Origin of the sequence: Ureibacillus galli (assembly GCF_014836845.1) — a bacterium.
Taxonomy (GTDB): domain Bacteria; phylum Bacillota; class Bacilli; order Bacillales_A; family Planococcaceae; genus Ureibacillus; species Ureibacillus galli.
Genome location: NZ_JACSQA010000023.1, coordinates 15399 through 30811, shown reverse-complemented (window position 1 = coordinate 30811; position 15413 = coordinate 15399). Strand labels below are relative to the sequence as shown.

The following is a 15413-nucleotide window of genomic DNA, read 5'->3' as shown; positions in this document are numbered from 1 at the left end:
CAACCGCTTTATCAATAAACAAAATTTTTAACATTTAGATTGAAAGAATGACAGGGTCTTTCCCTTTCGTATTCATTAGTTTGATTTGAGAGGGTGTGATTTTTAAAATGGTCATATTCGGATCATCCGGACCACTAAACCATGATTTTAACATTCGGTTCCAAACCTTTTCCCGCATCGATTCATCGGATGAAATCTCGACTTTTCCTTCGATTTCTAAATATTCATCCCCTAACCCTTTCCCATCATATCCAATTAAAATATGTGTAAAGGGATTTTTTGATAATTCATCTACTTTATGGGTATCTTTACTAGTCACCGTATATAAAGTAAAAGAATCATTAAAAAATGTCATATATCGGGAATGCGGTTTGTCTCCTTCAATTGTAGCCATCGTTCCAACCATATTATCATCCAATATTTTTGCTGCAATTTCTTCTGGAGTCTTTGCCATATTGTTATCTCCTTTTAGCATACTTATCATTAGTATACCTACTTTATACTCCGATTATCCTAGATTCTTTCAACGTTTCCCCTTGCCATGTTTCTAAAAACTTTAAGGTTCGTTTCCTACCAATGTCAATTAATGCTTGTTTTGTTTCATGATCTATATCAAATTGTGTGGCACTATAATTCTCCACTGGAATAAATATAATATTCTTTTCATCTTTCCTTGAAATATAACGTTCATCATGGGCATTTTTCATCGTCTTAAAGAGTGCTTCAAATAAATGAAAGCCATTTTCGATTTCTTGTGGTTCCATTGCTTCACTAGGATTACTAAGCTTCAATCCAATTAATGGCCTTTCCTTGTTCCCATTATCAAAAATCCATAGGGGGAAATTGCTTAGGACTCCACCGTCAACAAATATGCATTCCCCTTTGTTATCCTTTAATTTAATTGGTTCAAAGAAAAAGGGGATACCACAACTCATTCGTAACGCCTTTGATACAGGGAAGGTTTTCCAATTAATACCGTAGGAGGCTAAATCATCTGGTATAACAATCATTCGTCCATTTGTTAAATCAGATGTTACTAATTTTAAAGAGCCACGTGGTAAATCATTAAAAGTAATAATGCCTTTAGCGGCTAATTTTTTATAGAACCACTTTTCTAATGCTTTTCCTTTATACAGTCCCATTCGAAAATATAGATTCAGCCATTTTAAAAAAGGAAGAGTACGAGTAAGTTTGGGAGGATCGAGAAGACCTTTTAAATCAAGATCATCTAAAACTTCTTCTATTTCGTTTGCTTGGTAACCCGCAGCAATAAAACAAGCTAAAATTGCACCAGCACTCGTTCCAGCCACCCGTTTGAAGCGATAATTTTGTTCCTCTAAAACTTGTAACGCTCCGACATAAGCAAATCCTTTAATTCCACCACCTGAGAACACCCCATCAATAAGCATAACTCTCCCCCTTTATTCATTCTTTATACATTATAAGAATGGAAAGGAAGATTTAGAACTGTATGAAATCGGGAGTTCCTTTAAAAGGTTACTTTACTCGGTAGATAAAAAAGTATTTGGTATAAAGGTAGTTCCCTTTAAAAACCAAATACTTTTTCCTTTTACTTATTTAATCTTGATGGATTTTGTTTATTATTTCGTTCATTATTCTTTTTATTTTGTTGTTGTTGCTTCTTTGCATGGTCATTCTCTCCAATGACATCAAAATCATCGGGACTTAAATCAAAACCATGCCCATACTCTTCTCGATCTAACGTATTTTTTTTCTTATTTGTCAATCTTCTCACCTCCATCAAGCATAATTTGTGTTTGTTACTCTTTAATTATGCTTAGCAGCTAAAAAAGCATGGAGTGTCATACTCCATGCTAACAAACATTAGTGATGCTCATGATGTTCTGGTTCCGGTTCTACTTCATTCGTTGATTTAGGTAGCAAATCGTACATTGTAGTAAAGGCAAGTAATATTACAACGAATAAAGAAGTAAGCATTACTTTTCTCGGAAATCCTTTAAAGAAATGTTGAACATTGTCTTTATTCCATAATCCTGCTGCTATGATGCAACTAATCAGATATAAAGCTGTGAAAAATAAAATACTAATCATTTCATTATTAGTAGTCATTAAACTTAACATGGTGCCCATCATCGATCCCATAAAAAGCGCACTTAAACATTCTAAAAATATTTTTGTTGCCAGTTGATAAGTCATAATACTTATGAGTAAAAAGCTTACTAATAATGCAATGATTGTTGAATAGACGATATCTGGTATCCAAAGGGCAACAAGAATACCGATTAGTGTGCTTTTTGTCATTGCCACAAACATCGATAGACAACTTGTCAAATGACTTTCTTTAAGTTGTCCTCGAAAAACGGAGCTTAATAATAAAGTAAACAAAACGATGCTGAAAAAACTTACAAAGGCAATCAACTATTCACTCCATTCATACTCCTCTAAAACCTTAACATTTCAATCAACAAAAACCCAAAACAATTCACTTTAATGTATTCCAGTAGAAATTAAAATATACACGTGAAAAATACAACTAAAAAGCCGCTAATTTCTCATTTCGAAATTAGCGGCCATAGTTACTTATTAATTATAAATCGTTATTCAACCTATTTTTATTTCGCTGCTGCGAATTTTTCAGCTACTACATCCCAGTTTACAACATTCCAGAATGCTGAAACATAGTCAGGACGACGGTTTTGGTAGTTTAAGTAGTACGCATGCTCCCAAACGTCTAATCCTAAGATTGGTGTTTTACCTTCCATTACTGGAGAGTCTTGGTTTGGAGTTGAAGTGATTGCTAATTCGCCACCATCAACAACTAACCATGCCCAACCTGAACCAAAACGGCCAGCTGCAGCTTTTGCAAATTCATCTTTGAAAGCATCTAAGCTACCGAATTTCGCATCAATTGCTGATGCCAATTCGCCAGTTGGTGTTGAAGATCCACCAGGAGTTAGGATTTCCCAGAATAATGAGTGGTTTGCATGTCCACCGCCATTATTACGTACGGCTGTTTGTTTGTCAGCTGGAAGTGCATCGATATTTGAGATTAAGTCTAAAAGATCTTTACTAGCAAATTCAGTACCTTCAACTGCTGCGTTTAAGTTTGTTACGTATGTGTTATGGTGTTTAGTATGGTGAATTTCCATCGTTTTTGCATCGATATGTGGTTCTAATGCATCGTATGCGTAAGATAATTTTGGTAATTCAAAAGCCATTGTGAATTTCCTCCCTCAAAATAAGTAATGTTGATTACATTTCTAGGTTATCAAAATTGTGTAAACCATTCAATCATTTAACACTGAAGAATTACACATTTCAGCCTTTAGACGGAAATAATGGATTCTTTTAACTTCCACTTTTCTATAAAATGAAGATTATAAAAATAACAATCATAATTATTTGTATGATCCCCTTTGTCACGACCGAAGTTAAAAAACCGACAAGGGACCCTACTCCAGCTCTCATCGCTTGTTTTATATCCGTTTTTGTTACGAGTAGCTCACCGATTACCGCTCCTAAAAATGGTCCAACTAAAATTCCAACGACTGGAATAATGAAAGGACCTACTAGTAAGCCAATCGTACTTCCCCACATCCCCGCCTTTGTACCACCAAATTTTTTAACGCCTATTAAATTCGAAATGGAATCTGCAGCAAATAGTAGGACAACAAATAATATTTGTATTGCCCAAAATAACCAACCGAAATCTGCAAAAGAGTAAAATAACCCATATACAATAAAGCCTAATAGTATAAATAGTACAGATGGAATAATGGGGTAAATTAAACCGACAAATGCAATAATGAAACAGGCTATAATTAATATCCAAGCAACAATATCCAAAAAAACATCTCCTATCCAATTACTTAACAACTTATACGTTAGAAGAAAGGAAAAGTTTCGCCCTATATTAACGAAACTTTTCATTAAATTTCTAAATGGTTACTTTATCGATTGTTTCAATTCATGGTAAACTCTCATATGGAGGAGAAAATATGGTTAAACACTCACAATTATTCATTGATAGTCTTATACATCCAAAAAAGTTAGCAGCTTATAGATTATTAACCATCGGTAAAACGATTCAATATGTTTTTCTATTAATAGCTGTTCTTTCTATCTTTTCATTTATTCAATTTTTAACAGGCGTTTCTGAAAGTATATATAATATAGAAGGATTAACGGAATATGTAGAAGATATTCAATGGTTACTATATCCTTTCGCTTTTATATTGCAGACAGTGATGACAACGATTCTATTATTTGTAAAAATTAGTATTTATGCCTTCGTTGGTGTTATGTTGCTAAAAATAATGAACCGTCGAGGAGAATATCGTCATATGTGGCGAACTGCTGCTTTCGCTATTACGTGGTCTACCCTATTGACGATTCTATTTTCAATCATTCATCTATCCAATTCATTGTCTACTTTAATAGAAGCAATCATTACGATTTTTATATTAACTTTATCTTCAACAAAATATCCGAAAATACCTAAAAAATAATAGGCATGAATCCCTCGTCTCTTCATATAGTGAGAGAAAGGAGGGATTTTTTTGAGATTTCTAATCTTTACGGTTGTCTTTTTTCTAGTTGCAACTGTTATTAAAATAGATTTAACGGAAGGCACTGTCCCATTAGCCGCATTCGATAAAAAAGAAGAACAAGCTTGTGAAGAACAAATTCATATTAAAAGTATTTCCGTTGTAACAATTGAAGGCGATACAGTTCAAAGTTTACTAGCATCCTACCCTTCGGAAGTTGAAATCTCACTTCCTGAGAAAATGGCACAATTTTATAAACTAAATCCCCATTTACAAAAACAAGCCATTGTTCCTGGAGAACTTATTAAAATACCAATCTATGATAAAATAGAGAATGACTGCAGAAAATAAAAAAGTAGCGTTTCTTCCTTGTCGTACCTTCACTACACTGATAAAATAATGTATGTGTGGTACGAGTGCATTAAGATACGTACCTCTAAAAGGAGAGAATCTTCATGAGTGAACTTATTCACCGTTCAAAAACACGTCCGGTACGTGTAGGTAATTTAACGATTGGTGGTAGTAATGAACTATTCATCCAAAGTATGTGTACAACAAAAACACATGACGTAGAAGCAACTGTTGCTGAAATTTTACGTTTAGAAGAAGCGGGTTGTCAGATCGTTCGTGTCGCAGTACCAGATGAGCGTGCTGCAAATGCGATTGCTGATATAAAAAAACGTATTCATATTCCGTTAGTGGCGGATATTCATTTTAATTATAAGTTAGCTTTAATGGCTATTGAAAATGGGATTGATAAAGTACGTATTAACCCTGGTAACATTGGTCGTCGTGAAAAAGTAGAAGCCGTAGTAAATGCAGCAAAAGCAAAAGGTATTCCAATTCGAATTGGTGTAAATGCTGGTTCATTAGAACGTCATATTCTTGAGAAATACGGATACCCTACTGCCGATGGAATGGTAGAATCTGCCCTACATCATATTAAAATTTTAGAAGACTTAGATTTCCATGATATTATCGTGTCAATGAAAGCTTCTGATGTAAACTTAGCAATTGAAGCTTACGAAAAAGCTGCTCAAGCTTTTGATTATCCACTGCATCTAGGTATTACTGAATCAGGAACTTTATTCGCAGGTACAGTAAAATCTGCTGCTGGACTTGGTGCCATTTTATCAAAAGGCATTGGGAATACTTTACGTATTTCTTTATCTGCCGATCCAGTAGAAGAAGTTAAAGTAGCCCGCGAATTACTAAAATCATTCGGCCTTGCTTCAAATATGGCAACGTTAATCTCTTGTCCAACATGTGGTCGTATTGAAATCGATCTTATTTCGATTGCAAATGAAGTAGAAGAATACATTTCGAAATTAAATGTTCCTATAAAAGTAGCTGTCCTTGGGTGTGCAGTAAATGGTCCTGGTGAAGCCCGTGAAGCTGATATCGGAATTGCTGGTGCCCGTGGAGAAGGATTGCTATTTATGAAAGGTAAAACAGTTCGTAAAGTACCTGAAGAAACAATGGTAGAAGAACTGAAAAAAGAAATTGATAAATTAGCAGCTGAAATGGCTGAAGAACGAGCAAAAAAAGAAGCCGAATCATTAAGCTAGGAGGTTTCTATGACGTTCAAACAAAAACCACGTTTTGGAATTGATATTGATGGTACCGTTACAACGCCTGATACATTGATTCCCCATATTAATAAGCAGTATAAAACGAATATCGTATTAGATGACGTGATTGAATATGATTTTTTAAGTGCATTTCCTCACCCAGTAGACCGAAACGAATTTGCTAAATGGTTTAAGGAAAATGAAGCTTATATGTATTCCGTTAGTGCGATCGCAAAAGATGCCCAAGCTATTTTAACGAATTGGCACAATCAATATGAACTTTATTACATTTCAGCGCGCCATACAGATGTTTACGATATAACTCATAAGTGGTTTATAGAAAACAATGTTCCCTTTCATCATATTGAGTTAATCGGGAGTCACGATAAACTGAAGGTGGCAAAAAAGCATAATGTAGATGTATTTTTTGAGGATAAGCATGATAACGCAGTAATGATTGCTGAAGAATTAAATATACCCGTACTATTATTCGATACACCTTACAATCGAAAACCGGTTCCAACTAATGTTATTAGAATAACAAATTGGACTGAAGCAAATAATTGGATTCAAAAACATTTTTAAAATAAGTTGTCCCAAAAGTTTCGATAAAGAATCTTTTGGGACTTTTATTTTCCTTGAGTTTGTTTAGTTGTCATTTATACTTCCAGTATTCCCCTCTCCCATCGATCAACGAATGTTTCAAAAGAAATACCAAAACGATTATAAATATCATGATAAACAAAATAAATACCTAATCTTTCCAGTATATCATCGTCGATTTTCATTCTACCTTCCCTTCCACTTTATGATTCATTCTACGGCCTGTCTACCTAAAACAAGAAAACTTAAAACTGAAAAGGATACTATCGGACTTAAATTGAAAATTAGAACGAAATATGGACGATTTAAATTCAGCTATTGAAAATATAGAAACTGTTGAAATTATTTTTACTTTCCTTTTTTAATAAGCAAATGTTAGAAAACATATATTAGCTTTTGTAAGACAACATTACTCAAATCAACCCTTTTTCTTCAATGGTGCTCTTTTATAATAAACTGATTGATTTGATTCCATTTTACGCGATATACAGAAAGAATATGATAAAATTATAAATATACAAATTTACGATATATGGAAATTATTATAAAATACTACAAATTATTTTCTATTCCCGTTAATGATAACGGAAAAGAGGAAAAATCCGAATAAATTAGACAATTTAACTTAATAAATATAATTTTTCAAACTATTAAAAAATAATTCTGCCCTAGTACCAATAAATTTGATATACTTTTTTTATACATTTTTCACATCGGGGGAAAGCTCATGTACAATACGATAATGCCTCTTTCAAAGGATGAATTATTACCATTTCTTTGCAGTATTAGTGAGCAGTATCTAACAGGTATAGCAATCATCGATTTAGAAAAGAATGATTTTCCCTTTGTCTATGTTAATAGTGCATTTTCAACATTGACTGGTTATCATCAGGAAGAATTAATCGGTAAAAATATTCGCTCACTTACAGGTAAAAAAACAAATTCGAGAAATGAAAAAAAACTGTTTGATCTCTTTTCTAAAACTGATCCGTTTGATCAAAATATCATCCATTATCATAAAGACGGCACGGCATTCTGGAATCACCTTTCATACCAACCGATTAAAGATTCGGAAGGGACTATTTCTTATGCTATGATTCATTGCAAAGATACTACGGAACAAATGTTAAGTAGAATGCTATCTAAACTGGAACATGAAGTTTATATAGAATTGGAAGAAAACGGTGAGCTTAAGGATATCCTTCAACTAATTACTGAAAAAGTAGAGCGTTTTTATATTCAAGATATTTATTGTGCAATTCATGTACTTCAACAAGAACATCAATTGGATGCTATTGCTAGTGGTACTCTCCCTTTATCGATTATTCAATCCATCCAACATGTCAAAATGAATCAAGGAATGGACTTTAACCAGAATACAATTATTAAAGATTATTTAACGATTCAAAATGCTGAAACAAAAAAACTATTAACGAAATATAATATTTCAACTTGTTGGTCAAAGCCTATTTATAATCATGAGAAAAAGCTACTAGGATATTTTTCTATATACATAAAAAATAATTCAAAATTAAGAGAAATCGATATTGATTTTTTAAATAAACTAACACCTATCATTGCCCTTTCTATGAAATATGTAGAACAAAAGCAAGATTTAAAACGTCTTGCTTATTATGATATAAGTACTGGAATACCTAATTTTAACTATTTCTATACAAGTCTAGTCGATTGGTTACAGGAATCTTATGTAGGTTCTATTTTGTTAATTCAGCCGAGTGAATATTCCAATATCGTTGATTCCTATGGAAGAAAATTTGGAGATGAATTAATTCGACAAATTACTTGCCGTCTAAAATCAATGGAAGGTATAAATAAAGATATTATATACGGGAGATTTTCAAGCTCTTCCTTCATCTTAGGGATAAAACAAACGAATCAACATTTAAATGAAATCATTTCTGACTTATTACAAGTAACTTCGGCTCCCTTTACGATTGCAGGAAGAGAGATATTTATCACACTAAGAATTGGTGTTTCTTATTTCGATGAATCCTTATCAGTCGATGAAAGTATTCGACGCGCTGATATAGCTTTAACAAATGCAAATTATCAAAATGTGGTAGTGTCCTACTTTGAAGCAGAAACGGATGAAAAAATTCAAAGGGAATTAGACATCTTAAATCAATTGCGATATGGCTTAAAAAATGAAGAATTTACAGTTCATTTGCAACCAAAAATTAATTTAGAAACTTCCGAAATAGAAGGTTTCGAAGCTTTAGCAAGATGGTATTCTCCAGTACTAGGCCAAGTTTCGCCAGTGGAATTTATTCGAATTGCAGAACAAAATGGAAAGATTAATGAAGTCGATAATATTATTTTGAAAAAAGTATTACATTTTCAATATGAAAGACTATCAAAAGGGCAAAAAATTGTACCAATCGCTGTTAATATATCACCAGTGCACTTTTATAGTGATACTTTTGTAAATGACTTTATTTCTTTAGTAAATAAATATAATATAAGCCCCAATTTAATTCGGGTAGAAGTAACAGAAAGTGTTGAACTCTTTGATTACAAAAAGGCAAAGGAAATCCTTTTAGAGTTAAAAAAATTAGGTTATGAAAGTGCCATTGATGACTTTGGTGTAGGTTTTTCCTCCTTAAGTTATTTGCAGCAACTTCCTTTTTCTGAAATTAAAATTGATCGAAGTTTTATCAATGATATTAATGATGCTGACATGCATGCAGTTGTCAAAACGATTGTTCAACTTGCTTCCAATTTAAGAATGCATGTCGTGGCAGAAGGTATCGAAACATCCGAGCAGTATGATATATTACAAAAAATGGGCTGTACTACAGGGCAAGGGTTTTATTTCCATAAGCCGATGCCCCTTGAAGAAGCAGAAAAACTACTTTAACTAATGCTTTAAAACAAAAAATCTGCCGAATTTCTAGAATTCAGCAGATTTTTTGTTTTTTCGGATTATGAAATTCCGGTTCTTTTTTAATTTAAAGGGTTATTTAAATCTTGAGCAATAAACTGAACTAAATCACGTAAATTTTCTGGTGTTACACCGTGGCCATCTGGGTATGTTTTATAAGTAACATCCACCCCCTGGCTTTGGAAATATTTTTTACTATTTTCCCCCCACTGAATTGGATATACATAGTCATATTCCCCATGGGAGATAAAGATTTTTGTATCCTCTAGCGACGCTTTATTGTATTCAGTCATCACAAAGTCTGGTAAAAAGCCGCTTAATGCAACCGTTCCGCGTATCATTTTCCCAAGTATAAGTGCTAGTGTTTCTGCAACGACAGCACCTTGGTTAAATCCAACTAAATAAACTTTTTCGATATTCAGCTCATACTCTTCAATTGCCTCTAAAATAAAATTTTGTGTGTAAGCAATCATTTTATCGAAAACTTCTCGGGTTGGTTTCCCCTCTTCTTCAAATGTATAAAAAGCATATCCTGGCGAATGAGTAATTGGTCCTCTTAAACTAAAAATATGGCATTGCTCATTTAATTCCCCTACTAACTGTATTAAATCTTCCTCATTACTCCCTAATCCATGAAATAAAAAAATAGCGGGTTGTCGGTTCTCACCGTTATTCATCATTGGTGCTATATGCTTAAAAGTATATGGCGAATTCATTTTTTTCAAATCCTTTCTGCAAACATCCGTTCATCCAACATTGTATCAAAAATCGAATAAAAATGTTTTATTTTAAAAGCTTATCCAGGGTTGCGCATAAAATTTTTTAAGTTCCTCAATATAAACATACATAGAATCGTTTTATAGGAGGTGGTCGCGATGGCTTTTATTATTTTTATTCATGTTGCTATATTTATCGTACTATTATCTTTCTTATATATTTTAACTAAAAAGCATGTTAAGTTTTCCACTCGGGTATTTGCCGGATTAGGTTTAGGGATCCTTTTTGGTCTTGCCCTGCAAGTTATTTTTGGGGCGACATCGGATGTCATTACTGGAACCGTTGCTTGGTTTAACATTGTAGGTACCGGCTATGTTAAGCTCCTTCAAATGATTGCGATGCCGCTCGTTTTCATCTCGATATTATCCGCCTTTTCTAAATTAAAACTTGGAAGTAATCTTGGAAAAATAGCAGGTCTTATTTTATTATTTTTAATTGGAACAACGGCCATTGCCGCAACAGTTGGTATATTTTCGGCAACTTTATTTGATTTAGATGCGTCCCAATTAGTCCATGGTGAAGAGGAAAAGGAAAGAGGCGCTTCTTTAGAGGAAAAAGTGTCGGAAGTCTCTTCATTACCCGATCAAATCGTTGAATTAATACCAGCCAATCCATTTTTAGATTTAACTGGTGCACGCTCCACTTCCACTATCGCAGTCGTCATTTTTGCCGCTTTTTTAGGATTCTCCTATTTAAGAATCGTACGTAAAGAACGGGAAACCTCCAAAACGATTAAAAGAGCAATTGATGCTATCTATTCTTTAGTAATGGGTGTTGTGACGATTGTTTTACGTTTAACTCCTTACGGGATACTAGCCATCATGGCTAGAACAGTTGCAACAAGTGACTTCGGAGCTATATATAATCTAGGGAAATTTGTTATTGCCTCTTATATTGCATTAGCAACTGTTTTTATCATTCACTTAATCATACTTTTATTATCCGGTTTAAGTCCTATTATTTATATAAAAAAAGCTATGGAAACTTTATTATTCGCCTTTACTTCCAGATCTAGTGCAGGGACATTACCATTAAACTTGAAAACTCAAGTGGAACGTTTTGGTGTACCTGAAGGGATTGCAAACTTCGCTAGCTCCTTTGGATTATCGATCGGACAAAACGGTTGTGCAGGGGTATATCCTGCTATGCTTGCTATGATGATTGCGCCTACTGTAGGCATTAACCCTTTTGATTTTCGATTTATAATTACAGTTATCGTTGTTGTAGCGATAAGTTCATTCGGAGTAGCCGGTGTTGGTGGAGGCGCTACGTTTGCTGCTATTATAGTTCTTTCCGCCCTTGATTTACCCGTTGCCCTTGCTGGCGTTTTAATTTCCGTTGAACCGTTAATTGATATGGGACGTACAGCTTTAAATGTAAGTGGTTCCATGGTCGCTGGGATTACGACTTCAAGAATTACAGGAGAAATAAATAAAGAAGTTTATAATCATCTGAAAATGAAAGAATTAGGTGAATCTTAAAAGACTTCCCTTCAGCGTACTTGAAGGGAAGTTTTTTCGAGGAAAAAACGTTACGTTATTATGATTTTTTCAAAAGGCGTCGATAAGTAATCTTGCAAATACTTTTCATCATTTTCTTTTACCGCAACAATAACAGATGTTGATGGACCGCTTGTTTTATCTAAAGAAAGGGAACAAGTTACCTGTCGTCCTGGAAAAATCCTTTCTAACTCAACTCGCAGTCCCTTGGATCCAACAGGCCAAACTTGTTTTACGATTCCCCTTTTTAATAAATTGTAAATTTCCTTTAGTTTCGCCACATGCTTCTCTTCATCGATTACTTCTTGTCCAACTAACGGTTTTCCAATTACATGCCATTTGTAACTTTCTTTATTAGAAATTAACTGAAATTGGAGCTTTCCAATCATCATTAAACTTAGACCCGATTGTAACGATTGAAAATTGGATTCTGTTGAGCCCTTAATAGGGGGAATGGATTCTTTAATTTCATCAAACGCTCTTTTAATTCCTTTAACGTAATCACTCCAAGCTGAATCACTCGTAAAATTCGCCAAGAATATATGGGACGGATGGGCTCCCGCACACCATTGTTCTAATAATGCGACACGAGTTGTGTAATAAGCCGTCATCTCATTTGTCGCATAGACCGCATCTAGTTGTTTTTCTCCAATACAGCCAGAATTGTCTACCGTTACGACAGTATTTTCGTCAATTTTACTTGCATTTCTCATACATATGTACCCTTCTTCTTGTTAGTACTTTATTTAAAATATGCATTGTAATCCAAGTAATCATCCCATTTAATAATGTTGCGATTATTAGGCTAGGTAATACACCTATAAAAAAGGAAGGTGAAATCAAGAAATAAAAAGGAAGAGCAGATAAAATTCCATTCGCTCCAATCAAGAACACCCACTTCAATATTTTAAAATGATGTCGATGCAAAAGATTAAAAACTAAAACAATGACAAACATTTCTACTGCAATGAGAATATGTAGAGGTCCAAAAGGAAATCCCGATGTAAACGCTGTGGCAAAATGACCAATAGCACCCGCAAATCCCGAATATAATGGGGGTAAAAAAACAACACTAATAAAGGCAGGTGCCGAATCTAAAGCCGCAGTCGTAATAAAACCTGGTACTTTTATAAAACTTCCAATCGCACATAGCGCTCCGATTAACGCTGTTAATACAACAAGAGTTAAAGGATGTTTTTTCCCCATTACCAATCCTCTCCTTTCAATAACTGTGGAATGCCATACCAGATTCGAATCACACTTTCACTTTCAGCAAATAATTTCTGATACAATCTTCCACATGTATCACGTAATTTTCTCTCCTCTTTTTGAAGTGGAACGATTCCCCTCCCCATATCAGTACAAATACAAATGACATTTGTTTCTTTCTCTAATTTCAGTAATTTATCATAGATGTGAGTAGCAATTTGTTCTTCTTCTAATTCAATGTACTGGGGAATAATCTTTTCAAAATTTCCGATGACCACCGCTTCATTTTTCGTATAGGAACGCCCGCTTGGGATTTCCCCTTCAAAGAAATCATAATTGTCCAGGGCACTGCTTTTTAACTTTTCGATGACAAATTTTCTTTTTCCATTATAGGCACCACCGATAACGATTCGCATCTTCTCCCCTCCTCTACATCTTTTATATGAACCCAACTTAATGAGTAAATCGTTCTATGGGAAACAGCAATTTGTTGAAAGCTCTCCATTTTTGGCGAAAATAAAGATAAAATAGCTCGAATCACCCCTCCGTGGACGATAAAAGTATATTGGCCATTTTTTGAAACGATTTGTTGGAAACCTTGAAGAATTCTTTTGTTGAAATCTAAATAATGTTCCCCGTTTGGTGGTGTAACGGACACTGGATCTTCTATCCATTTTTGGTAGATTGGGTTATCTTTTAATTGCTCATAGGTTTTCATTTCAAAGTCGCCAAAATGAATTTCCCTTAAATTTTTATCGGAATAATAATTGGCATTCGGAAAGTAAAGATGAGCCGTCTCTTTACAACGTCTTAAATCACTGCCATACACTTCATTCGCTTGGATTGGGATATTAAAATGTTGCTCTTTCGATATGATAGATTCATCCGTCCAACCAACATACTTCCTTTTCATATTTCCATCTGTTTTTTCATGGCGGATTAAATGGACAATAACACGATTCCCCATAAAATCACCTCCATCGCCTCATAAATCGCACCTAATAGATCACCCGTCATACCACCGAAGTTCTTTATCGTCCAATTACGGTAAATGAAAACAAAAATAATCATAGCTATAAACAATATCAGTCCAACAACATTTAAAAAATAATAAGTCACTACGAAAAATAATACTGTATAGATAATAAGGGCTGTCCAAATTTTTTTATCGTTTACTTGTGATTTAAAATAAACAGCTAACCCTTTTTCTTTTCCATTGGGAGTTGTTAAAAAATATAATAATAGAGCTATTCTACTTAAAAAAGGAATCATTAGGAAAAACAAAAATAAATTGTTTTTATTTTGATCAATCACTTCATATAAAAAACCAACTTTTAAAAGTATTAAAATGAATAAACTAATGACTCCAAAAGCTCCTACACGAGAATCATCTAAAATCGCAAGTCTTCTTTCTTGATCTTGGTAGGAAAAATAGGCATCACTCATATCGATCCAACCGTCTAAATGAAGCCCTCCTGTCATAATGATTCCTGCCACTACAAGGATAATCGCCATGAACAAAGGGGAAAATTGGAAAAATTCATCATTCATCACTTTCAAAAATAAAAGGGAAGCTCCCATTAAACTACCTAATATCGGCATTAAGTAAAACATCGCAGATACTGATTTTTCATTCATTGACAATTGTTTTCGAATAGGAACAGAGGAAAAAAATTGAAAAGATAATAGTAATCCAATAAAGTTATTTTTCATAGTCAGCCTCCCCCTATTTCCAACGTTTACTTAAACTATAGTCCATTTCGTACGCTTCGTCACAATTTGCAACCATCCATTGGTGTAACTCTCCTAAAAGGGAGCGGTATCGATTCACTTCAGAAAATTTAGATGGAGGTTCATCCATTAATTCATTTGATACAAGTAATAGAAAACAATCCTTTTCTTCTTTCCACTTAAATAACTGGTTTTTTAATGTTTGTATAAATCGATTTATTTCATTTTCTCGAATCTCTTCATTGAATGACTCCGTTTTATACAGAACGTTATTCAACCAAGTAGTCAGACAGTCCCATAAAACGACAGGGCTCTCTTCAAATAAATCGTCTTTAAATATTAGTTCATCTTCAATTTCAATTGTCTCCCATTTAACGGATGAGTTTAACCGATCCTGTTGATGTCGTGTTATCCGTTCCGCCATTTCCTCATCAATCGCAACCCCAGAGGCGATGTATATAAGACGCTTCTTGCCATATGTAAGAAAAAGTTGTTTTGCATATTTTTCTGCAAAAGCACTTTTCCCGCTACGAACCCCACCCGTAATAAAAATAATTTTTCCCATAAATCGCTCCTTAATATAATTAACAAA

The 15413-nt window shown here is 34.0% G+C and carries 20 protein-coding genes; 6 read left to right on the top strand and 14 right to left on the bottom strand.

Annotated features, from left to right (window positions below):
- Nucleotides 1-34: 34 nt before the first annotated feature.
- From H9636_RS13820 to H9636_RS13795, 6 genes are all read right to left on the bottom strand, one after another.
- Nucleotides 35-454 (bottom strand): pyridoxamine 5'-phosphate oxidase family protein, encoded by a 420-nt coding sequence (locus tag H9636_RS13820; protein WP_191708160.1) that lies wholly within the window; start codon nucleotides 452-454, stop codon nucleotides 35-37.
- 43 nt (nucleotides 455-497) lie between these two features.
- On the bottom strand, nucleotides 498-1409 hold the full coding sequence (locus tag H9636_RS13815) for a patatin-like phospholipase family protein (RefSeq protein ID WP_191708159.1): 912 nt from the start codon (nucleotides 1407-1409) through the stop codon (nucleotides 498-500).
- Nucleotides 1410-1570: 161 nt separating this feature from the next.
- Entirely contained in the window at nucleotides 1571-1756 is a 186-nt protein-coding gene (locus H9636_RS13810) for a hypothetical protein (protein ID WP_318241028.1), read from the bottom strand.
- An 89-nt stretch (nucleotides 1757-1845) separates the two neighbouring features.
- On the bottom strand, nucleotides 1846-2400 hold the full coding sequence (locus H9636_RS13805; protein WP_191708157.1) for a hypothetical protein: 555 nt from the start codon (nucleotides 2398-2400) through the stop codon (nucleotides 1846-1848).
- 194 nt (nucleotides 2401-2594) lie between these two features.
- Nucleotides 2595-3200, bottom strand: coding sequence for a superoxide dismutase (locus tag H9636_RS13800; protein WP_191708156.1), 606 nt, complete (start codon nucleotides 3198-3200; stop codon nucleotides 2595-2597).
- Between the two features lie 145 nt (nucleotides 3201-3345).
- Nucleotides 3346-3828, bottom strand: a complete 483-nt coding sequence (locus tag H9636_RS13795; RefSeq protein ID WP_191708155.1) for a DUF456 domain-containing protein — start codon at nucleotides 3826-3828, stop codon at nucleotides 3346-3348.
- Between the two features lie 152 nt (nucleotides 3829-3980).
- Between H9636_RS13795 and H9636_RS13790 the strand changes: the two genes are divergently transcribed.
- The 4 genes from H9636_RS13790 (at nucleotide 3981) to H9636_RS13775 (ending at nucleotide 6685) form a co-directional block, all read left to right on the top strand.
- Complete coding sequence (locus H9636_RS13790; RefSeq protein ID WP_191708154.1) at nucleotides 3981-4490, top strand: DUF1189 family protein; 510 nt, start codon at nucleotides 3981-3983, stop codon at nucleotides 4488-4490.
- Nucleotides 4491-4541: 51 nt separating this feature from the next.
- Complete coding sequence (locus H9636_RS13785; protein ID WP_191708153.1) at nucleotides 4542-4880, top strand: hypothetical protein; 339 nt, start codon at nucleotides 4542-4544, stop codon at nucleotides 4878-4880.
- Between the two features lie 104 nt (nucleotides 4881-4984).
- A complete protein-coding gene (ispG, locus tag H9636_RS13780; RefSeq protein ID WP_191708152.1) occupies nucleotides 4985-6097 on the top strand; it encodes a flavodoxin-dependent (E)-4-hydroxy-3-methylbut-2-enyl-diphosphate synthase in 1113 nt (370 codons plus the stop codon).
- Between the two features lie 9 nt (nucleotides 6098-6106).
- On the top strand, nucleotides 6107-6685 hold the full coding sequence (locus tag H9636_RS13775; protein WP_191708151.1) for a hypothetical protein: 579 nt from the start codon (nucleotides 6107-6109) through the stop codon (nucleotides 6683-6685).
- 74 nt (nucleotides 6686-6759) lie between these two features.
- On the opposite strand, the gene H9636_RS19290 is transcribed toward H9636_RS13775, so the two are convergent.
- Nucleotides 6760-6888 (bottom strand): hypothetical protein, encoded by a 129-nt coding sequence (locus H9636_RS19290; protein ID WP_263604292.1) that lies wholly within the window; start codon nucleotides 6886-6888, stop codon nucleotides 6760-6762.
- Nucleotides 6889-7430: 542 nt separating this feature from the next.
- On the opposite strand from H9636_RS19290, the gene H9636_RS13770 reads away from it, so the two are divergent.
- On the top strand, nucleotides 7431-9581 hold the full coding sequence (locus H9636_RS13770; protein ID WP_191708150.1) for an EAL domain-containing protein: 2151 nt from the start codon (nucleotides 7431-7433) through the stop codon (nucleotides 9579-9581).
- Nucleotides 9582-9667: 86 nt separating this feature from the next.
- On the opposite strand, the gene H9636_RS13765 is transcribed toward H9636_RS13770, so the two are convergent.
- Nucleotides 9668-10321: an alpha/beta hydrolase gene (locus tag H9636_RS13765; protein ID WP_191708149.1), complete on the bottom strand. Its 654-nt coding sequence runs from the start codon at nucleotides 10319-10321 to the stop codon at nucleotides 9668-9670.
- A 159-nt stretch (nucleotides 10322-10480) separates the two neighbouring features.
- Here H9636_RS13765 and H9636_RS13760 point away from each other — a divergent pair, with 159 nt between their 5' ends.
- Nucleotides 10481-11863 (top strand): L-cystine transporter, encoded by a 1383-nt coding sequence (locus H9636_RS13760; RefSeq protein ID WP_191708148.1) that lies wholly within the window; start codon nucleotides 10481-10483, stop codon nucleotides 11861-11863.
- 50 nt (nucleotides 11864-11913) lie between these two features.
- Here H9636_RS13760 and H9636_RS13755 read toward each other — a convergent pair whose 3' ends face one another.
- The 6 genes from H9636_RS13755 to H9636_RS13730 are packed head-to-tail and all read right to left on the bottom strand — an operon-like array spanning nucleotide 11914 to nucleotide 15386.
- Nucleotides 11914-12594: a hypothetical protein gene (locus tag H9636_RS13755; RefSeq protein WP_191708147.1), complete on the bottom strand. Its 681-nt coding sequence runs from the start codon at nucleotides 12592-12594 to the stop codon at nucleotides 11914-11916.
- On the bottom strand, nucleotides 12578-13087 hold the full coding sequence (locus tag H9636_RS13750) for an ECF transporter S component (RefSeq protein WP_191708146.1): 510 nt from the start codon (nucleotides 13085-13087) through the stop codon (nucleotides 12578-12580). Before H9636_RS13750 ends, H9636_RS13755 begins: the two co-directional genes overlap by 17 nt.
- Nucleotides 13087-13506 (bottom strand): bifunctional adenosylcobinamide kinase/adenosylcobinamide-phosphate guanylyltransferase, encoded by a 420-nt coding sequence (locus tag H9636_RS13745; RefSeq protein WP_191708145.1) that lies wholly within the window; start codon nucleotides 13504-13506, stop codon nucleotides 13087-13089. Before H9636_RS13745 ends, H9636_RS13750 begins: the two co-directional genes overlap by 1 nt.
- On the bottom strand, nucleotides 13446-14057 hold the full coding sequence (locus H9636_RS13740) for a histidine phosphatase family protein (RefSeq protein ID WP_191708144.1): 612 nt from the start codon (nucleotides 14055-14057) through the stop codon (nucleotides 13446-13448). The genes H9636_RS13745 and H9636_RS13740 overlap by 61 nt, the downstream gene beginning before the upstream one ends.
- Nucleotides 14030-14803, bottom strand: coding sequence for an adenosylcobinamide-GDP ribazoletransferase (gene cobS / locus H9636_RS13735; protein WP_191708143.1), 774 nt, complete (start codon nucleotides 14801-14803; stop codon nucleotides 14030-14032). Before cobS ends, H9636_RS13740 begins: the two co-directional genes overlap by 28 nt.
- A gap of 13 nt (nucleotides 14804-14816) precedes the next feature.
- Nucleotides 14817-15386, bottom strand: a complete 570-nt coding sequence (locus H9636_RS13730; protein ID WP_225230232.1) for a bifunctional adenosylcobinamide kinase/adenosylcobinamide-phosphate guanylyltransferase — start codon at nucleotides 15384-15386, stop codon at nucleotides 14817-14819.
- Between the last annotated feature and the right edge of the window lie 27 nt (nucleotides 15387-15413).